Source organism: Phycisphaerae bacterium (assembly GCA_028714855.1).
In the GTDB taxonomy this organism is placed as follows: Bacteria; Planctomycetota; Phycisphaerae; order Sedimentisphaerales; family Anaerobacaceae; genus CAIYOL01.
Map to the genome: position 1 here is coordinate 77399 of JAQTLP010000001.1, position 20326 is coordinate 97724.

A 20326-nucleotide genomic window follows, 5' to 3' on the forward strand; every position below is an offset into this window, starting at 1 on the left:
GGCTTTGAAACTACCTTTCCATCCTGCGAATTTTATTCTCTTCCCGCCAACAGTAAAGAACCGGCACAATCAGCATCGTCAGTATCTCAATGGTCATTCCGCCGAAAGAGGGTATGGCCATCGGCACCATAATGTCACTACCTCGTCCGATACTTGTTAACACAGGCAAAAGCGCCAATATCGTTGTAGCCGTCGTCATCAGGCACGGCCGAATTCGGCGAGTTCCTCCTTTTATCACGGCCTCGTGGACTTCCTGGCGGTTAGAAGGCTTGAGTTTTCCAAAAGACTGCTCAAGGTAAGTGCACATAACCACGCCGTCATCAGAAGCAATTCCAAATAAAGCCAGAAATCCCACCCATATAGCAACGCTCAAATTTATCGGATGCATTTGGAAAAGCTCACGCATATTTACACCGAAGACGCTGAAATCCAAAAACCACGGCTGCGCATACGCCCATATCATCAGAAACCCTCCGCCCCACGCCACGATAATGCCGGAAAAGACCATAAACGTCGTGATTACCGACCTGAACTGCAGGTATAAAATCATAAATATGACAAACAGGGCCAGCGGCACCACCACGGTCAGCGTCCTCTGCGCCCTTATCTGGCTTTCGTAACTTCCTGCAAACGCATAGCTTACGCCCTGCGGCACAACCAGCTCGCCTGAGGCAATTTTATCTTTGAGGAATTTTTGACACTGCTCAACGACGTCCACTTCCGCGAACGTGGGCTTTTTGTCGAACAGAATATAGCTTGTCAAAAACGTATCTTCGCTTTTTATCATCTGCGGCCCCGGCACATACCGAACATTCGCAAGTTGCATAAGCGGTATTTGTGCTTCGCCCATCGTCGGCACCAAAATTCTGCCCAACGTTTCGATCTGGTCTCGCAGCTCCCGCATATACCGAACTCGCACGGGGTATCGCTCCCTGCCTTCGACTGTCGTGGTGATGCGTCTTCCGCCTACGGCCACCTCAATCATGTCCTGCACCAGCTGAATACTTATGCCGTATCTTGCAATCGCCTGGCGGTCGAGGTCAATCTCCAGATATGGTGTCCCTACGACGCGGTCGGCTATCACAGCCGGCGCTTCGATGCTGGGCACCTCCTTCAGGAGCCGTTCAATCTCAAACCCGAACTTCTCAATTGTTTTCAGGTCCGGCCCCTTGACCTTCACCCCCATTGGCGCACGCATTCCGCTTTGCAGCATAACCACCCTCGCTGCTATCGGCTGGAGCTTCGGTGCCGACGTTGTCCCTGGAATCTGACCTGCTTTTACAATCTCATCCCATATATCATCCGGGCTTTTGATATGCTTACGCCACTGACGATAAGGTCTGCCGTTCTCGTCCGGTATCAGATTACCCTCTGCATCATGCTTAAAATCCCTCGCCTTTTTGTCGTATTTGAAGCGCACCCGCCTGCCGTCTTTATCCAGGATGTACTCCGACTTGTAATTTATTACCGTCTCAATCATCGAAACCGGCGCAGGGTCCAAAGCAGTTTCGGCCCTGCCGATTTTGCCTACAACCAAATCGACCTCCGGTATCGACTGAAATGCCTCATCCTGTTTGGCCACAATATCAAGCGCTTCTCCAATCGAGGCGTGCGGCATCGTCGTGGGCATATACAAAAATGAACCTTCGTCCAAAGGCGGCATAAATTCTTTACCGAGTCTTGACCAAACAAGGCTGCCCAGCACGATAATCAAAGCCGGTGCAGATAAAAACAGTAGTTTGTGTCGCAGACACCATCCCAAGATTTTCGGATACTGGTTCTGGAAAACTTTGAAGAAGAGGAGCAATCCCCCTATAAGCATAATTACAAACACGAAGTTCTTCACAACCCCCTTATCCACTCCCAAAGGCAGCCAGTGCCTCGTCAGAATTATCCCGACAAAAACCATCGCAGCGATATTGGCCGCCTTCGGACCCCATCCAGTTGTTTTTTCTCCCAGCCGTTCGTGCAACAGGTGATACGCGCCAATGGCAATAACAATCATCGCCGCCCACCACGCGAACAGTATCCACGTCGCAATACCACAACCGAGCAAAACTATGCCTAATATCTTCCTGCCTGCTTTTTTTAAGCTGGCTCCTCTTGTAAACAAAACGTGTGCCGCCGGAGGGATTATCGTCAACGCCACTATTATCGATGCGATAAGACAAAATGTTTTTGTCCAAGCAAGCGGCTTAAACAGTTTTCCTTCCGCCCCTGTCATAGTGAACACCGGCAGAAAACTTACAACAGTTGTCGATACTGCGGTCAATATGGCGCTGCCCACCTCGCTGGCCGCGTTATACACCGCTTCAAGCCTGTTATCCTCCGGACTGCATTCGTTCAGGTGATTGAGTATGTTCTCGCAGATGATTATCCCCATATCCACCATCGTGCCGATGGCTATCGCAATTCCTGATAATGCAACGATGTTGGCATCCACGTGAAATGTCTTCATCGCGATAAAGCATATCAGCACTGCCAATGGCAATAGGCCGCTTATCAAAACAGAGCTGCGAAGATGCATCACCATAACAACAACGACAAGTATCGTAATAAGGATTTCCTCAGTAATGGCCGTCTCAAGCGTCCCCAACGTCTCGTAAATCAGTCCCGTCCTGTCGTAAAACGGCACAATCGCAACCTTCGATACGGTTCCGTCCGCCAGTGTTTTGCCCGGCAGGCCCGGCGAAATTTCGTCTATCTTCTTCTTAACGTTCTTGATGGCCTCAAGAGGGTTGTAGCCATATCGCACGACCACTACGCCGCCAACCGCCTCTGCGCCGCCTTTATCCAGCGCACCTCGCCGAAGTTCCGGCCCGTATGAGACGTGCGCAACATTCTTAACGTAAATTGGGACATTATCGTTTACTTTTATAACGGTATTTTCAATGTCAGCAAGGTTCTTGATAAAACCAAGTCCGCGTATAACGTATTCGGCCCTGTTAATCTCTATAGTCCTGGCGCCCACGTCTATGTTGCTTGAACGCACAGCGGTGAAAATTTCGTCCAGCCCCACTTTGAAGGCGCGCATTGCATCAGGGTCAACATCTATCTGATACTCCTTAACAAACCCGCCGACCGAAGCCACCTCGCTGATACCCTCTGCGCTTAGAAGCGCATACCGCACATTCCAGTCCTGTATGCTCCTAAGCTCATCAAGGTCCCATCCTCCCGTGGGTTTACCATCCTTGTCCCTTCCCTCCAGTGTGTACCAGAAAACCTGTCCGAGTGCCGTCGCATCCGGCCCGAGCATCGGCTTCACCCCTTCAGGTAACGTTCCAGCAGGCAGCGAGTTAAGTTTCTCGAGCACCCGACTGCGCGTCCAGTAGAAGTCCTCCTTCTCATTAAAAATAATGTATATACTCGAAAAGCCGAACATCGAGAAGCAGCGAATCGTCTTTACCCCAGGCACACCCAAAAGTGACGTCGTCAGCGGATATGTTATCTGATCCTGAACGTCCTGCGGGCTTCTTCCCGGCCAATCGGTAAAAACTATCTGCTGGTTCTCGCCGATGTCCGGTATTGCATCCACTGCGACAGGATTCCTCGGCCAAAACCGCAGTTCCCAGTCAAATGGCGCAACATATATACCCCAACCAACGAAGAATAGGATAAGCAGCCATACTACCAGCTTGTTCTCAAGGCAAAAACGTATGACTTTATCGACAAACGAAGGTTGTCGCCTTTTCAACTCATCCATTTAGTTATGCACTCCGAGAAAAAAACTACGTTGTATATCTGCCTTTGACAGATTTGCCGCTATTTTTTGAACTGCGGCAGCTTCGATATATACTTTTCCGGGTCTGCTTCAAACACCGACTTGCAGGCCGCGCAGCAAAAGTAAACCTTCTTGCCCTTGTATTCGACAAAGACGTTCTTGTTGATTTTGTTGCCGTCCATTATTGGACAAGTTGTCTGTTCAGTTGAAGCATCTGTTGTTTCGGCTGTTTTCTTTGCCTCTTCTGCTGATGCGGTCGCCTTATCGGCAATCTTTTCTACCGCAGACGCCTTTGGCGGCGGAGCCGGCTCTTCTTTCTTTTTGCACCCGACCAGTATGACCGTTGCTGTCAGGAGAACTAAAGCTAACAGCATCAAACTTTTCGTTTTCATTTTTTAACCCTTTCAATGATTATAGTTTTTTGATTACATACCTGGCATATTCATTCCCTGTTCCATCTTGTCACCCCCGTGTTGATGGCCCATTGGCGCAGCACCGCCCTGCGGGTTCATCATACTCGGCTTTGCCTGTATCTGCAGAGCCGAATCTATCTTGAAATTGCCGTTTGTCACTATCATTTCTCCCTCCGCCAATCCTTCTTTAACCAGATAATAGTCGCCCGCTCTGGACCCCAACACAATCTCCCTGCTCTCAAAAGTCGGCTTTTCTTTGTCGGCCAGCCGAACGTAAACAACCGCCCGTGTCCCCGTTATCAACGGTGCCGATGCTGGTATCACAAGCGGCGCCTCATTTGGTTCTGCCGCAGTAACATAACCCAGCGACTCTGTCGTTACCAAATCCATTCCACAGATGTCGCACTTGCCTGGCCTTGTCTTGACAATCGAAGGATGCATCGGACAAATCCACTTGCCCGCCATATCCTCATCCATAACCCTTCCCGCCCCGGCCACCTTAGACCGCACGACCGCTCGCACAAACATCTCCGGTTTCAATCGCCCATCCGGATTAGCAACATTGACGCGAAGCTTCACAGTCCTTGTCATAGGATTCAAAACAGGGTCGATAAAGCTGATTGTTCCTTTGAACATCTCGCCAGGGTATGCCTCCGTCGTGAACTCGACCTGCTGTCCGTATCGCAGCCACGCCAAATCCAACTCATACGCATCCAGCTTTACCCATACCTCCGACAGGTCCGCTATCGTGTAAATCTTTGTCCCCGTCTCCACATAATCACCTGCGTTGGCGTGCTTGGCGATTACAATCCCGCCTATCGGTGCGTAAATGGTCAAGTGGTCAACCGGCTTACCCGTTTTTTCTATTTCCTCTATTTGTTCCTTCTGCAGCCCCAGCAGTCTGAGTTTTTCTCTCGCCGCTTCAAGTGTCGCAATGCCCGAGCGTCGCATTAGATCTGTTGCACCGCCCCCTGATTCCTGAGCCGCTTTGGCTGCCTGCAAAAGCTCGGCCTGGGCACTTAGCAGTTGCGGACTGTAAAAGTAGACCATATGGTCGCCCTTGCGCACCAATGTCCCTGTGAAGTCCACGTACAGCCGGTCGATTCTTCCCGGCACCCACGCTGTGATTTCCTTGACCCGGCTTTCGTCGTATTCCACCTTACCTGCCATTCGCACTTCGGCTTCAACGAGTTTCCGCTCCACAGGCGTCGTCTGAACCTCCATCAGCTTCAGGGCGTCTTCAGAAAATACTATCTGTCTGGCTCCAACATCTTCTCCACTTGAAGCAACAGGTATCAAATCCATAAAGCAGATAGGACACTTGCCGGGTTTCGGCTGGTGAATCTGCGGATGCATCGCACAAGTCCACCATTGCTGCTGTTGTGCACCTATACCACCCGCAGCCGGTTCTGCTTTCCCGCTCTGTCTTGACCCGTAGATTGCATATCCCGCTAAAAAGACCGCAATTAAAAGTAAAAACAACCATCTTGATTTTTTGCTTAATAGGACCATCAGTTTGTCCTTTCCGATTCAAGTTCCGCACCTGCTAACATCTCAAGCCCTGCCAGTTTCTGCCGATTATCAGCCAAAGCTCGCTGATAGGAGAGATAATAATCCAGCAGTAACCGCTGCGAATCTAACAAGCTCAGAAAATCAATTGTCCCTGCCTTGTACGCCGTCTCCGACGCCTGTAGCAATTCCTCTCCCTTAGGTATCAGCGTGTCCTTATAAAGGTGAATCTTTCTGATACTGTCGTTGTAATCGTAGTAGCTCTGAGCCGCCTTGGCCAGCAGGGTATTCTCTGTGTCAATTTTTTGATGCTCAATGCTCGCCGCCATTGCCTGTGCCTGCCGCTGGCCTGCGCTGTAGCTGTCCCGCCACAAAGGCAGGTTCATCTGAAACACAAGTGCCACGGCGTCTCGGCCGCTGTTTCCGCCGCTCTTATCGAATTGTGTCCATTCGACTCCGATACCAATGTCCGGATAAAAATTCTTCTTCGCAAGCTCGATTCTGCTCTTTGCGGCCATCGCCTCAAAATTCAAGCCCGCAAGCTCCGGATTTTTCTGAATAAGCAAAGTCACTAATCGCCCATAGTCCAGCGGCACCGCCTTGAACTCCTCCTGTTTAGGCCACGGCAGATTTGTATCTGTCGGCAAAGTTAACGCAGACCTCAGTTTGCTCACAACCGGCTCTCGCAGCTGCTCCAGACTGCTCAAAACGTACTCCATTCTTGCCAGTTCCACCTGTGCCCGTATCATATCCGGCTGTCCCGCCTCCGCAGTCGTATATTTTGTCCTTGCCACTTCCTCAAAATACCTCAGCAGTTCAAGGTTCTCCTTTGCTATCTCTGTTGCTTTGGCCAGATAAACGTACTCGTAAAATCCCTCCTTAACTTCCTTGAATAAAGTAAGCTGGGCTCCCCTGTACTTTTGCTGCGCCGCCTCGGCGCTCTTGGCTGCCACTTCCGTCCTGGCGTCTATCTTGCCGAACCACGGAAACATCTGCATCACGCCTACCATCTGGTTCATCTGCATCTCCGATTGTCGGGCATAATAGCCGTATTGCAGTTGCGGGTCGGGAAGCGCCTTTGTCTGCGGGATTTGCTCTAAAGCCGCCCTCCATTCTTCAAACATGGCTTTTAAATTAGCGTTATTAAGCGATGCATATTGCAGATAATCTTCAAGTCTGACTAAATTGCTCGCGTCACTTGGCGGCTGTGAACCCCGAACGCTCGGCGTAAACATAAATATGATAACACCAACAACCATGACAGCTTGTTGTTTCATATTTATCCCCTTAAATTAATTGATATGATTGTCATTTTACTAAACCGCCGAAGTAACTCCATAAAAATACGTACAATTATTTATGAAAGCAGAACTTAAACAGCTCGCAACACTCACAGCCGCTGCGGCGCCGGCCCGTGCAGTTGTCCAGTATCCCAATCCTGCTGAGAGCAAAATCATATTTAACGGGGTCGGTTGGCTCAATTTCAGCGAAACGCTCCGTTATTTCCCTCGCTGTTGATAGGGAAATCACTTTTCGGTTGTGAAAACCCAGTATCCTGCACAACCTGCCCATATGCACATCTATCGGAACAACCAATTTAGCTTTATCGATATGTTTCCACAATCCCGCATCAACCTCGTCATCGCGAACCATCCAGCGAAGGAAAAGGTTCAATCTCTTGCAGGCGCTGCCTCTAACGGGACTGGCTAATAAATATTTCATTCCGCTGCTTACCTTCCGCCCCGTTTGCTCCGAATATATATCATACAGCGAATCGCAAAATCTCGATAACGCCGGCAAAATATTCTCGTCGGCCTTGTTATATCCCGATGAAAAATGTTTCTCAATACTGCCCTTTTGCCGCAAAACCTTTTTCAAAACCGACAATAAATCTGAAATATCCTGCCCTGTTGTAAAACGATGTTTGAAGCTGTTAAGTTTTTTCCGCCCGGCTTTATCAAAACTCATTACAAACCCATAAGGGCTTGCTCCCATTCGGCCGAATAAATCGTTTAAACTTTTTTCGATCTGCTTCACCCGCCCATAAGCCAGAGACGAAGCCAAAAGTCCGGCGATTTCCATATCCGCCGGCCTGGAATAATGATACACAAACTGCAGCGGGTCAGGTTTTATTAACCCGCGATGGTTATACTTAACATACAGCTTATCAAGAACAGCTTTTATGCTCTCCGCCCGTTTTACAGCGGCAGCTCGATGCTGACTCGTGGTATTTGTTATCGTCGGCATAGAATTCCCCGGTCATCCTGCAACTCGGAATTTGTCTATCAGACTTTGCAGCTTGGCAAAATCCGGCTCTCTTTCAAACAACGGTCGATTGTCTTTACGGTATACCCCCACATTGTCCTCGAAGGTACTTTTATTTGGATTAATATAGAATATGCCCAGCGGCAGCTTGTCCCCTTCGACGGCCCTTTTGAAAGCGGTCGCACGGTCGTGCGGATTGTGAGAATCCTCAAGGTAATAGGTGTGCTCCTTAAACCACTGCCATGTGTTCAGCTTGTTGAACGTAACGCAGGGTTGAAATATATCTACCAAAGCATAGCCTTTGTGCGTAATTGCTTTTTTGAGAATCTCTTTTGTCTGCTCAACGTCGCCTACGAATGCCCTTGCGACAAAGCCCGCATCGAGGGCGATTGCGACTGCGAGGGGGTTGAATGGTTCGAGAAAAACGCCGGCGACCTGGACGGGCGTCTTGAAGCCGAGTTGGCTTGTCGGAGAAGCCTGTCCCTTTGTCAGACCATAAACCATATTATTGTGGACGATGTTGGTTATGTTAGGATTTCGCCTGATGGTATGGATGAAATGATTGCCGCCTTCGCCATACATATCGCCGTCACCGCTTTCGGCTATGATGGCCATAGAAGGGTTGGCGGCCTTTATGGCGGTGGCAGGCGAAAGCGCCCGGCCGTGCAGTCCGTTGAAGAAATGTGTCCTGAAATATTGCGGGATTTTGGCCGCCTGACCTATGCCCGAAACCATTACAAGATTCTCCGGCGCGATATTAAGCTCCGCCAGCGCGTATTTGAGCACATTGAGAATCCCGTAATTGCCGCAGCCCGGACACCATGCGATGTCAATTTCACCCATGTCAAAGGTGTGTGCATCCATAAAAGACCTCATTTCAGAACATTCTTCAGCGCATCCGCTACCTCTTCGACAGCAAAGCTCAGGCCGCTGTATTTCAAAATCTTGTCCTTGATGTCGATTCCAGTGTGCAATTTTATCAGCTTTGCAAATTGTCCTGTCGCATTGCCCTCGACGACGACAACTCTCTTGGCTTTGGATAGATACTCTGCCGTCTGCGGATGCAAAGGATACACCTGACTGTAGTGCAGCACCGAAGTATCTTCTCTGCCAAGAGCCGCGACCGCTTCTCTGACAATATTGCAGGTTGAGCCCCAGCAAACGACCAGGTTATCGTATTCACGGTTGGGATAGAGTTCCGGCCCGACTATTTCGGCTCTAATTGATTCGAGCTTGCGCAGCCGTTTGTCGACCATTTTAGTCCTAAGCTGCAAATCTTCGGTGATGTGTCCCTCGGCATCGTGCTCATCGCTGTCCGCGCACACAAGGCCCTGCCCGAAACAGGGAACACCTCTCGGCGAGATGCCATTTTCGGTCAGTTCGTATCTTTTGTAATCGGCGGCGGTTTCGGTAATGTATTTTTCGACCTTGACGCTCGATAGATCAAAGCCGCCGGTGTTATAATAAGAATCCATGAAGTACTGGTCGGTCATAACAAAAACGGGCGCCTGATACTTATCGGCAAGGTTAAAGGCGCGCGCGGTAAGATAAAAGGCCTGCTCAATCGTCCCAGGCGCAAACAGGATTCTCGGGAATTCACCGTGTCCGGAATACAGTGCAAACTCCAGGTCGGCCTGCTCCGTCCGCGTCGGCAGGCCTGTAGCAGGCCCGGGTCTTTGCCCGAGATGAATAACCACAGGAGATTCGAGCATACCCGCAAGGCTCAATCCTTCGACCATCAGTGCAAATCCGCCTCCGGATGTTGTAACCATCGCCCTTGCGCCGGCATACCAGGCGCCAATCGCCATATTTATCGCTGCGATTTCATCTTCTGCCTGCTCGACGATTATGCCGAAGTCGCCGCCGTTCTTTGCAAGGAAGGTAAGCACAGACGTCGATGGTGACATCGGATACGACGAAACAAAATTACAACCTCCCGCTATCGCCCCGAGACCTACAGCACTGCCCCCGGCAAGAAGTACATGGTTTTTAACGGCTGCGTCCGGCTTGAGATTAAAATTTATTTTCGCCCGGCCGGCCAAATCTCCGGAAAGCCGGAAACCGGCTTCGGCTGCACGAACATTACTTTGCACAATGTCAGCTGGCTTAGAAGAGAAGAATTGTTTCACATAGTCGCAGACATTGCTCATCTCCATCCCAAGCAAACCTGCCAGCGTCCCTGCCGCAACAACATTGGAGTAAACTTTGTTGCCGATATCGGTTGCGATTTTGGTAAACGGCGCTTCGACGAACCTGAAACGCCCGCTCGCAGCCTCATCCCCGATGACTTCGGTTTCCGCAAGGACTATCGTTTCCTGAGAGATTCTTTCCCCAAGATGCTGGACAGCCCCCTTGTTTAAGGGGATGAGCAGGTCTATACGGTTGACAAAAGCCGATACCGGCCCGGAGCTGACGCGTATTTGGGTTGAGTTGTTGCCCCCTCGGACTCGTGACATATATTCCTTGGTTGCGAAGACATTGTAGCCGGCCAGTTTCAGCATTCGCGTCAGAATGCTTTCGACGGTTTGTATGCCCATACCCGCCTGGCCGCACAAAACTATCGAAACATCGTCTGCCCTTGCCATACTTTCACCTGCTTATTCAAAAATATTAATGACTGTGTTCCTGCCCGCTTATTGGCGAGGTCTCGCCGGAGACTGATTTGCCCAGATATATGCTGCGGAAATCCGCCAGAAGCGAGCGGAGCTTTTTGACATTGGCCAAATCTGTTGTCTGCTTGGACTTCATCGAGTAAATAATCATCTCGTGCAGCAGCGTAAGCTGCTTGATATATTTTTCGTAACCTGCAGCATCGCTTTTTTCGGCCGGCTTTATCCGCTGAGCCATAAAGTAGTAGCTGGCAATATGTGCGATATCCCCGGCGTGCTCATCCTTGACGTTTACCCACCGGACAATCTGGTTCATATTAGGCTTTTGCTGCGCCGACAGCTCCTCTATCGACTTCATTGCCTTTTCAATCGTAGTGATATTTTCCGCTATCGCGGCAAGTCTCGCCGAGTCATCATAGATACCGCAGGGTATCTGGCAATGCGAATATACAAATGGCGCTGCCACTGCGAGCAGCAAAATGCTAACCATCAGCTTTCGCCTTATATCTGTTCTCATTTTCGGCCTCTTTCAAATGGATTTCGTTAATATTCTTCGAGGTGGTAAAACTCGGCGTTTTCCAGCCACGTTTGCGGTCTCGATACAAAATCGATTATGTTCTCAAGAAGGAAATAATGCTTTTTCTCTTGCTCGGCCAATTTCAGAAAAATTTCTTTATGGGCCTCCTCCACCTCGTCAGCTTTCTCGAGATAAAAGTCCTGGCTTTGTTCCTCTATCTTTAGGGCTTTCCTGTAAAGCTCGACCTGGCTGATATTGAAATTGAAGCTCCGGGCAGATTCGCGCATTTGTTCGAAAACATCTTTGGCGTTCGACAAAACCCTTGTCTCTGCCAAACCAGGCGAGATATCTTTTTTCATATCTGAAACAATTTTGTAATGCTTCGCCTCTTCATCAGCTAACATATTAAATACCGTCTCAAGGCCCTTATTGTTTGACCCGGCTGCCAGCTGCCTATAGTAATCCTCGCTGTATTTTTCTTTCTCCATAGCGAAATCAAAAATGTTCATATTTCCATCCTTTGGCGGTAACGCCAGTTAAATTTCTGCCAGCTTTCTCCACTTTCGGCCGTCAGATTCGATAAGCTTATCGGCCTGAGGAAAGCTTTCGGCACCGGCGGGATATTCGTAGGGCGCCGAATCGTCATTTTGCCGGGCCTGCAATATCGGCATCAATAATCGCCACGCCTCCTCCACGCTGTCATACCTGTTAAAAAGGGTTTGGTCGCCGACCATACAATCAAGAAGTAATCTCTGGTAGGCCTCGGGCATATCGATGAGAAAAATGCTTTTATAATCAAAATTCATATTGAGCGTGCTCATACAAATCTTTGAGCCGGGCCGTTTTGCCTGAAACTGGAGAGAAATTCCTTCCTCCGGTTGTATCCGCAGGACGAGAACATTCGGAGGCATGTCATCCATGCCCGCGGAAACAAACATCGAATGCGGCACCTTTTTGAAAGTGACGGAAATCTCCGTATTCTTATGAGCAAGTCTTTTGCCGGTTCGCAGGTAAAAAGGGACACCGTTCCACCGCAGGTTATCAACAAACAATTTCGCGGCAACGAAAGTTTCAGTTTTTGATTGCGGGTCTATGCCGAGTTCAGTCCGATAGCCGGCTACCTGCGCGCCATTTATCAGCCCCGGGCCATACTGACCCCTGATAATCGAGCTATCCAGCCCCTCGGGATTAAAGGGGCGAATCGAACGTAAAAGCTTGACCTTTTCATCACGGACGCAGTCCGCCTCGAATGAAATCGGCGGCTCCATCGCAACCAAAGCGAGCATTTGAAGCATATGGTTTTGAAATATATCCCGAAGCGTACCGGCTTTATCATAATAGCTGCCGCGATGCTCGACACCCATCGACTCGGCTATCGAAATCTGAACGTGGTCAATATAATTGCAGTTCCACACAGGCTCAAAAATAGTATTTGCAAAGCGAAACATCAAAATGTTCTGAACAGTTTCTTTGCCGAGATAATGGTCGATGCGGTATATCTGTGACTCGTCGAAACATCGCCGGATTTTATCGTTCAGCTCGGCCGAGCTTTGCAAATCTCTGCCGAACGGCTTTTCAACGACTAATCTGGCCCGCTGTTCGCAATCAGGCTGATGGCGGCAGGATAAATTCGACAGGCCCAAATGCTCTACTATGGGGCTGTATAGAATCGGCGGGACGGCAAGGTAAAAGATATGACAGCAGTCGATTTTGTGCTTTTTGTTCAGGCTGATAAGTCTGGCTTTGATGTTTTCATAAAACGCAGAGTCTTCGTAATCGCCATCCACATAGTAGAGCTTTTCTGTAAAAGCATTAATATCCTTCGCTGCTGCATCAGTGCGGGTTTCCCGTATCGCCTGCTGCGCGGTCTTTCGGAAATCTTCATCTGTAAGCTTTTTCCGGCCGCAGCCTAAAAGGTAAAACTTTTCATCGAGCAAATCCTGTGCGAAAAGCTGAAAGATGCTTACAAGCAGTTTTCTGCGGGACAAATCCCCGGAAGCGCCGAATACGACCATAGCGCTCGGCGGGGCAGGCGTCTCGGCGCAAATAATATCCTGCCGGTCTAATGACGGCTGAATCTTTTTCATAACAACTGCCTCTTAATACACTGAGTAAACCGCGGCAAAACCCGTTCCGCAACAGGCCGGCGTGTGTTTTTCAACAGCAGGATTTAACCTTCAACGGGTTCAAACTGATCTTTACCGGCGCCGCATTCCGGACAAACCCAGTCGCCCGGCAAAGCTTCGAAAGCAGTACCGGCCGCCACACCGTTGTCCGGGTCGCCTGCGGCAGGGTCATATATATATCCGCACACAAGACATTTGTATTTCTTCATATTTTTGCCTCCTTCTTGCAGCTTTACCTTAGGTTTTACTTCAACGTATGTCGCAGCCGTTTTGGGCGTTCTGCCGTGTTTTATATCGCGGTAATAATTATATGTCATAGGCTCCGCGTTTTCATCTATCGTTTCGCAGGCCGTAATTTTTGCGATAAATAACGTATGTGTTACAACGTCGATGCTTTCGGTAACCTCGGCTTCGAGAAAAGCTGCGGTGTTATCCAAAATTGTCGGCACGCCCGTCAGGCCTGCCTTGTAATTCACACCTTTGAATTTGTCTATGTCCCTGCCGGACCTGAATCCGAAGCCGCCGATAAAAGGCATCGGTGCTTTCTGGGAAAGAATAGAAACTGTAAACACCCTGCTTTCGGTAATATACTCGTGGGTTAAACACTGCCTGTTTATGCTGGCAGCGATCATCGGCGGCTCAGGCGTAAGTTGAAAAACGGTATTCACAATACAGCCGTTGAATCTGTCTCCTTTCTTAGAGCTGACTATGCACATGCCATAATTTAGCTTGAAAAGCGACTCTAAATCCAACACTTGCTTCTCCTTAGGTTGCTTAACTGCTCGCAATCAGGTTGAACAAAACTTCTTTGCTTAATTCAAAAGAGCAAGCTGCTCATTCAAAATAGCAATGTGACCGAGCTCTTCTTTTATTATGGCCTCGACCCTGTCCCTTCCTGCCCTGGGCGGGACCAATTCCTTTAAGCCGGAATAAAAGACAACCGAATTACGCTCAGCCTCCAGAGCTATCTTAAGTATGTCTTCTATCTTTTCATTGCCGGTAAGATTTCCCGTTGGACTCCTCTTGCCTTCCCATCCATGTCCTCTGGCCATCGTTTGCAGGTACATTGCAGCTTCATTATCGGGGTCAAAAACCGTTTCTTCTTTCTCTCCGGCGCCGAGTTCTTTCCTCATTTCCTGAAAAGTCGCCAGATGCCGGTCTTCCATGTTGGCCAAGTCAAGAAACATCTGTTTTGTTTTCTTATCGGCAGCGCCTTTTGCCGCCTGATGGTAAAACCTGGCGGCATCTCTTTCGAGGTTTTCCGCCATTTCGAAAATTTCATCGGCATTAAAAGTAATACTCATGCTTTTTCTCCTGTCGTTGCTGGTGGTGTAAAGACCCGCAGCCCTAATTCGCGGTCGAGCATAAACATCCCGCCGGGCGCGTCTTTCATCATTTTAGTCTGCTGAATTATTTTATCAGCCGACGACTCTTCTTCGACCTGTTCATTGACAAACCACTGCAGGAAAGTGTGGGTTGCGTGGTCTTTTTCCTTAATGGCAAGACTCGCGAGGGCGTTAATCAGCCCGGTAACTTTTTGCTCGTGCTTGTATGTGGCTTCGAAAACAGCCAATGGTGATTTCCATTCGGTCTGAGGGGCCGCTATGGCCTTCAATATAATCCTGCCGCCGCGGGCATCTACGAAATCGTACATCTTCATCGCGTGCATCAGCTCTTCCTGCACCTGTACTCTCATCCAGTTTGCGAACCCGCTTAAATCCAGCGACCTGAAATATGACTCCATCGACAAATACAAGTATGCCGAATACATCTCTGCGTTAATCTGCTCGTTTAGAGCTTTTTCTATACTCTTGCTTATCATTTTCGCTACGACCTCCACAATCCGTGAACATTGCAATGCTCTCTTGCGCTTACAGAATCGGCCTCAATATTAAACACGGCCTCAGGCGCCGTCCCGGGTTCCAGGAATTGTCTGTATGCCTTTCCGTCCGCAAGCAGCTCAATCCACTCGATATAATGTTTCTCCTCCATTGGGTGGGGGACGCTTCCGACTTTTACCTTGTAGCCGCCGCTGATTTTTTCAATTACCGGCACATGTTTTTCCTTGCCCTGGTCGGCGGTCTTTGCAGTAAGGTTCTCCATCGGCTGGCCGCAGCAAACCAGTTCGCCGGCGCCGCCGTGAAGCACCTCGACGATATTACCGCAGATGTTACATTTGTAAATTTCAAGTTTCTTTGCCATAATCTTTCCCCTTAACTTAAATTGGTGCTAAACGATTCCGAGCTCTTTGTGTTTTGTTAATATTTCATCCGCAAGCTTTTCAAGTGCTGTAAAATCACTGTCTTTAGGATAACCTTTCGCTATCACCGGCTCAAGGATTTCTACTTTGAGGTTTGAAATTAATCCTGCGATTTGCTCAACCATTTTGCCGCCCCATCCGAAAGAACCGATAACCGAAGCAAATTTTGTCTTGGATCTGAGAGCATTCGCTAAAATCGCAGCGTATGCGACTTTCGGGTGCGCTGCTGTCAGGACGGTTGGAGAGCCGAGCACGATTGTAGCGGCATCGACGAGCGATATTGCCAGTTTGCCGATATCAGCTTCAGTAAGATTGAATTGCTTTACTGTAATGCCTCTTTCTATCAGGGCGTCAACAAAATGCTCAACCATTTTTCTTGTGCTGCCATGCATTGATATATACGGCAGAACCACTTCGTTTTTGACGTTATCGCTTACCCAGTCTTTATAAGCATCGATGATAAACTGCGGCTTGTCATAGATGGGGCCGTGACTCGAAGCTATTATCTCTATCTGGAGGCCCTTTATTTTTTCAAGGTTATTTCTTATAATAGTCCTGAAAGGCATCATTATCTCGGCGTAATATCGCTTGGCGGCCTCGTACACAAGCCGCTCATCCTCGACGAACAAGCTGCTGGTCGCCAGATGTGAGCCGAAGAAATCGCACGGGAAAAATATCCTGTCTTCCTTAAGGTAAGTTCCCATCGTCTCCGGCCAGTGTACCCACGGAATATAAATAAATTGCAGGGTCTTGTCGCCCAGCGAAAGAGTTTGGCCGTCATCGACCGTAATAAATTTATCCTCGCTGATTTGCAGCAAATCGACAAGCTCTCCCTTGCACTTTGGGTTTGTTACCACCTTCGCTTCGGGATAAAGCATCAATACCTCAGGTATGCCGCCGGAATGGTCCTGCTCTCCGTGGTGGGCGACGACATAATCTATTTTGCCGGCCCCGGCTTTGACGAGATTTTCTATAAGCACGTCAGTCTTCGTCGGGTCAACCGTATCTAAAAGAGCTGTTTTTTCACTGCCCTTTATCAAATATGCGTTATAACTTGTCCCGTCCGGCAATGGGATAAGCTCGTCAAACAGCCGCCTGTCCCAGTCAATCGCCCCGACCGAATAAATGTTTGGCCTTAGCTGCATCATTTTTCCAATAACTTTACCGCTTCCAGTACCGCTTCGTAGTTCGGCTCGCTTGCTACTTCATTGACTATCTGTATGTACTTAATGGTGCCGTTTTTGTCCACTACAAATATCGCCCTGGCAAGCAGACGCAGCTCCTTTATCAATACGCCGTACGCATCGCCGAATGACGCTTCGCGATAATCCGAGAGCGTTTGAACATTCTGCACGCCTGCTGCGCCGCACCATCGTTTCTGGGCAAACGGCAAATCCATACTAATAGTCAGCACCGCGACATCGCTGCCGAGTTTACCTGCTTCTTCGTTGAACCTTCGGGTCTCAACGTCGCAAACAGATGTATCGAGTGACGGCACCGAACAAATGATACATACCTTGCCGTGATACGACGAAAACTTTACCGCTGACATATCATTGGCAACGACCTCGAAATCCGGCGCTGAGTCACCGACCTTAAGTTCATTACCCAGCAGGGTCAGCGGCTTGCCCTTCATCGTTACTGTCCGTTTTTGTCCTTCCATAGAATTCTCCTTGCAGCCGATAAGCAGCATTGCGACTGCGATAGCACATAAATAGCGCACGGCAACCGATAATCCCGCATTAATTCGAATTGGCATTTATGGCTCTTACTAAGAAACCGATACCGTTTAATAATTAACCGCTTCCAGCTCAGAATACGCCTTCGGATGCGCACAAGCAGGACAAACATCCGGCGGCTCTTTTCCTTCGTGAACATAACCGCAGTTTCTGCAAACCCACCTTACTGGCTTTTCTCGTTTAAATACGCGTCCCTCGGTTATGTTCTTGGCAAGTGCAACATACCTGCCCTCGTGACGCTTTTCCGCAATCGCGATGTTCCTGAAAACTTCTGCGATTTCGCCAAAACCCTCTTCGTCCGCCGTCTTGGCGAAGTCCGGATACATTTGGGTATTTTCGTAATGCTCGCCTGCCGCCGCCGCCTTTAAATTCTCAAGCGTGCTGCCGATGACTCCTGCCGGAAACGCTGCGGTAATTTCTACTTCGCCGCCTTTTAGAAACTTGAACTCCCGCTTGGCGTGCTCCTTTTCCTGGTTGGCTGTCTCTTCGAAAATAGCCGCAATCTGCTCGTAGCCCTCTTTCTTGGCCTGGCTTGCAAAATACGCATAGCGGTTTCTCGCCTGAGACTCGCCCGAAAAAGCGGTCAATAGATTTTTCTCAGTCTGACTTCCTTTAAGCTCCATTACAACCCTCGCTTTCTTCAAATTCTAACAGACACGATTAATTCACAATTAACCCCATCGTTTGATATTGTCAAACGACTTACGATAAAAGTCAATAGTTCTTTTGCACTTTGCAGAGATTCCCGCCGGCTCTTCTCTCGCCGGCGAGGGCTTTCAGCCATTTCTGCCCCTGCTATATAAGATATTAAATAGTAACTACTCCTATTTGTCAAGGGCTGTTTCATTTTCGGCGGGATTTTCCCCTCTGCCGATAAATGACTGATTATTTTTGATTTCTTGTTTTTTCTTCTAAAATAGTAAATAATAAATCGAGAATAACGTTGCGCCCGTAGCTCAGTTGGATAGAGCGTCGGTTTCCTAAACCGAAGGTCACAGGTTCGAATCCCGTCGGGCGTAGTCGCGCCATGATTCGAACCTCAAAGGGTGTGGGAAAAGGATTTTCCCGCGTCGTCGGGGTGACCGCCGAAGGCGGGCCAGAGGGGCAGAGCCCCTATGGGGAGCGAACGATAATAAGCGACTGGTTCGACTCCTGTCGGGCGTATTAGGGGCAGACCTGCGTGTCTGCCCTTCAATCCGGCGTAATTCTTTCCTTGCCCAAAAATCTTACTCTATCAACCATCCCGCCATATTGTCGCAGATAACCACCGTGTTACTTTTCGCCTGTTTTAATCCCCATACTTATTTTGCCTCCGGCGGGGGATATCGCAGGCGGTATAAATTTATATACTGTCTTTGATTTCCTCTTAATTGTGCGATGAACTGATATGGCCCAATATCCTTTCCAGCAGCAAGCGGCGCGACATTTGTCATCTTCCAGTATTTATAATAATGGTCTGTCGGTGTAAATCCTGTCCTCGAGTCCCATGCTACGTATGTGATATTTCTTTCGTAGCATTCGGCAGCAAAGTCAGTTGGGTTATTTGCATCAAAGGTATTCGTATGAATAAAGCAATCCTTATACTGCGGAGCCATAATCTGCAGAATAGAAGGGGCTGTAGTTACGATTTTCTCGCCTTTTTTCGCGTTATCTTTATACCAGTCGAGGAGGTATTTAAATTCTATATCTCTTACCATGACAGCAACACCAAGCTGACTTGAGGTTATCATCAGTATCATTAGTGCCAGGATGGCAAAATTCGTGAGCCGCTTACTCTTATAAGCAAAATGTTCTGCAATAAGTACAATAAAAACCGCCAATATTGCGATATAAAGCAGAGAAACGTTGGCTCTGCTCATCTCTAAAACCCTTGCCTTAGAAAGCTCGCTGAATAATATAAGGGCCCAGAGAAGAGCCGCAATTGACACGATAACCTGAGATATAATTATCGCCCATTTCGGTGATTTGTCTTTAACCAGCTTCCAGAAGCTGCATAATCCGTAAACGCATATCAGCATAACAATTGCGACAATGGTCGCATAATATCTCGGCATGGGATATGGGTATTTGGCATGAATCCAGAAATATGGCAAAAGGAATATCAGCAGAACCAGAATCTTCCACTGTCGCTTATACAGTCCATATACAGAGCCAAACAGAAAACTGACAAAAACAAGGATTTTATTTGAATTCAGAATGACCTTAGTGAGAGCGCTCGCCGTGTTCGGAATTGGCAGAAACAGAGGACAGAACCCAACCCTCCACAATATGTTGGCATTTTTGACAAAACCAGTTCTTTTTTCTACTCCTTCGACAAACTGAGATATGTACCCCTTGCTGAATATATTAAGGTAGTGGGTAGGCCCTGCGGATTGCCAGTTTAGCATTGTTCCCAGCATCCACAGGGCAAGAGGGGCAGATGCCAAAGCGGCATAAACAAAGGCAGTGAGGCGTTGTTTCTTATCTTTGCTGTCAATCATATCCATAACAAAGGCGCCGAGTATAAGAGCTGCGCCTTCGTATCGCACCATCGTTGTAAGCGATGCGAGCAGATACGCCCATTTTGACCTTATGAATATAAGGTAGAACGTGGCCCATATAAAAAACAGCAGTGTAGTCTCAGCAATGGCCTCGGTCAGCAACTGCAGCCCAAACGGGTTGATTATTGCTATGATTGCAAACCACACCGCCGTTCTGCCGATAATCTTTCGTCCTGCCAGCCACAATAACACGATGGTCCAGGTATGAGCTATTGAGTTGAGCAGCCAACCTCCGTGAAAATCGGGGTATTCCCCGCCGGTTATGTGTCCCAGTAATACCTGCAGTATTCCAACTAAAGGCACCCGTTTGTAATCGGCGGGTAATTTAAAGGATAAAATCTCCCGACCCTGCGATGCAAAGCACTCGAAGTCAAAATGCGGCACAACCTGGTGACCCCAGTAGATGACGGCGTGATAAATGCCTAACGCCAGCAGCAGGAAGAACAAAAAAATATCAACATATTTCTCCTTATTATCAACCTGTTGCAACAATTTGGAAGAAGAAATTATTTTTGACGACTTTGTATTTTTCTGGCCCTTTTCTGCCATAGTTTTTGTCCAGGCATTCGCTTGATTTTCTCTTCCAATTAATTTCTCGCTGCACCATTTTAGCGATTGCCTGTTTAA

General features: G+C 48.6%; 19 protein-coding genes and 1 tRNA gene. 2 read left to right on the forward strand and 18 right to left on the reverse strand.

Annotated elements, in window-relative coordinates:
- Nucleotides 1-10 precede the first annotated feature (10 nt).
- From PHG53_00350 to PHG53_00430, 17 genes are all read right to left on the reverse strand, one after another.
- The gene (locus PHG53_00350; GenBank protein MDD5380077.1) at nucleotides 11-3703 is read right to left on the reverse strand and encodes an efflux RND transporter permease subunit; all 3693 of its coding nucleotides are present in this window, start codon (nucleotides 3701-3703) and stop codon (nucleotides 11-13) included.
- Between the two features lie 59 nt (nucleotides 3704-3762).
- Nucleotides 3763-4113 carry a YHS domain-containing protein gene (locus tag PHG53_00355; GenBank protein MDD5380078.1) on the reverse strand — a complete coding sequence of 117 codons (351 nt, stop codon included), beginning with the start codon at nucleotides 4111-4113 and terminating at the stop codon, nucleotides 3763-3765.
- A 33-nt stretch (nucleotides 4114-4146) separates the two neighbouring features.
- Nucleotides 4147-5646, reverse strand: a complete 1500-nt coding sequence (locus tag PHG53_00360; protein ID MDD5380079.1) for an efflux RND transporter periplasmic adaptor subunit — start codon at nucleotides 5644-5646, stop codon at nucleotides 4147-4149.
- Nucleotides 5646-6920, reverse strand: a complete 1275-nt coding sequence (locus PHG53_00365; protein MDD5380080.1) for a TolC family protein — start codon at nucleotides 6918-6920, stop codon at nucleotides 5646-5648. The genes PHG53_00360 and PHG53_00365 overlap by 1 nt, the downstream gene beginning before the upstream one ends.
- 76 nt (nucleotides 6921-6996) lie before the next feature.
- Entirely contained in the window at nucleotides 6997-7890 is an 894-nt protein-coding gene (locus tag PHG53_00370) for a TIGR02757 family protein (GenBank protein MDD5380081.1), read from the reverse strand.
- A gap of 12 nt (nucleotides 7891-7902) precedes the next feature.
- The gene (locus PHG53_00375) at nucleotides 7903-8772 is read right to left on the reverse strand and encodes a thiamine pyrophosphate-dependent enzyme (GenBank protein ID MDD5380082.1); all 870 of its coding nucleotides are present in this window, start codon (nucleotides 8770-8772) and stop codon (nucleotides 7903-7905) included.
- 8 nt (nucleotides 8773-8780) lie between these two features.
- On the reverse strand, nucleotides 8781-10493 hold the full coding sequence (locus PHG53_00380; GenBank protein MDD5380083.1) for a 2-oxoacid:acceptor oxidoreductase subunit alpha: 1713 nt from the start codon (nucleotides 10491-10493) through the stop codon (nucleotides 8781-8783).
- Between the two features lie 25 nt (nucleotides 10494-10518).
- Nucleotides 10519-11034, reverse strand: coding sequence for a superoxide dismutase [Ni] (locus tag PHG53_00385; protein MDD5380084.1), 516 nt, complete (start codon nucleotides 11032-11034; stop codon nucleotides 10519-10521).
- Nucleotides 11035-11060: 26 nt separating this feature from the next.
- Nucleotides 11061-11543, reverse strand: coding sequence for a ferritin family protein (locus PHG53_00390; GenBank protein ID MDD5380085.1), 483 nt, complete (start codon nucleotides 11541-11543; stop codon nucleotides 11061-11063).
- 27 nt (nucleotides 11544-11570) lie between these two features.
- A complete protein-coding gene (gene zwf, locus PHG53_00395) occupies nucleotides 11571-13121 on the reverse strand; it encodes a glucose-6-phosphate dehydrogenase (protein MDD5380086.1) in 1551 nt (516 codons plus the stop codon).
- Nucleotides 13122-13204: 83 nt separating this feature from the next.
- Nucleotides 13205-13912, reverse strand: coding sequence for a flavin reductase (locus PHG53_00400; GenBank protein MDD5380087.1), 708 nt, complete (start codon nucleotides 13910-13912; stop codon nucleotides 13205-13207).
- Between the two features lie 60 nt (nucleotides 13913-13972).
- Nucleotides 13973-14464 (reverse strand): ferritin family protein, encoded by a 492-nt coding sequence (locus PHG53_00405; protein MDD5380088.1) that lies wholly within the window; start codon nucleotides 14462-14464, stop codon nucleotides 13973-13975.
- Nucleotides 14461-14982, reverse strand: coding sequence for a ferritin (locus PHG53_00410; GenBank protein ID MDD5380089.1), 522 nt, complete (start codon nucleotides 14980-14982; stop codon nucleotides 14461-14463). Before PHG53_00410 ends, PHG53_00405 begins: the two co-directional genes overlap by 4 nt.
- A gap of 5 nt (nucleotides 14983-14987) precedes the next feature.
- Nucleotides 14988-15362 carry a desulfoferrodoxin gene (locus PHG53_00415; GenBank protein ID MDD5380090.1) on the reverse strand — a complete coding sequence of 125 codons (375 nt, stop codon included), beginning with the start codon at nucleotides 15360-15362 and terminating at the stop codon, nucleotides 14988-14990.
- A 27-nt stretch (nucleotides 15363-15389) separates the two neighbouring features.
- Complete coding sequence (locus PHG53_00420; protein MDD5380091.1) at nucleotides 15390-16568, reverse strand: FprA family A-type flavoprotein; 1179 nt, start codon at nucleotides 16566-16568, stop codon at nucleotides 15390-15392.
- The gene (gene tpx / locus PHG53_00425; protein ID MDD5380092.1) at nucleotides 16565-17083 is read right to left on the reverse strand and encodes a thiol peroxidase; all 519 of its coding nucleotides are present in this window, start codon (nucleotides 17081-17083) and stop codon (nucleotides 16565-16567) included. Before tpx ends, PHG53_00420 begins: the two co-directional genes overlap by 4 nt.
- Nucleotides 17084-17209: 126 nt before the next feature.
- Nucleotides 17210-17782: a rubrerythrin family protein gene (locus PHG53_00430; protein ID MDD5380093.1), complete on the reverse strand. Its 573-nt coding sequence runs from the start codon at nucleotides 17780-17782 to the stop codon at nucleotides 17210-17212.
- A gap of 322 nt (nucleotides 17783-18104) precedes the next feature.
- Here PHG53_00430 and PHG53_00435 point away from each other — a divergent pair.
- Both PHG53_00435 and PHG53_00440 read left to right on the forward strand, forming a co-directional pair.
- Nucleotides 18105-18178: transfer RNA gene (locus PHG53_00435), tRNA-Arg, on the forward strand.
- 8 nt (nucleotides 18179-18186) lie between these two features.
- Nucleotides 18187-18327: a hypothetical protein gene (locus tag PHG53_00440; GenBank protein MDD5380094.1), complete on the forward strand. Its 141-nt coding sequence runs from the start codon at nucleotides 18187-18189 to the stop codon at nucleotides 18325-18327.
- A 133-nt stretch (nucleotides 18328-18460) separates the two neighbouring features.
- On the opposite strand, the gene PHG53_00445 is transcribed toward PHG53_00440, so the two are convergent.
- Entirely contained in the window at nucleotides 18461-20248 is a 1788-nt protein-coding gene (locus PHG53_00445; protein MDD5380095.1) for a hypothetical protein, read from the reverse strand.
- Nucleotides 20249-20326: the final 78 nt, after the last annotated feature.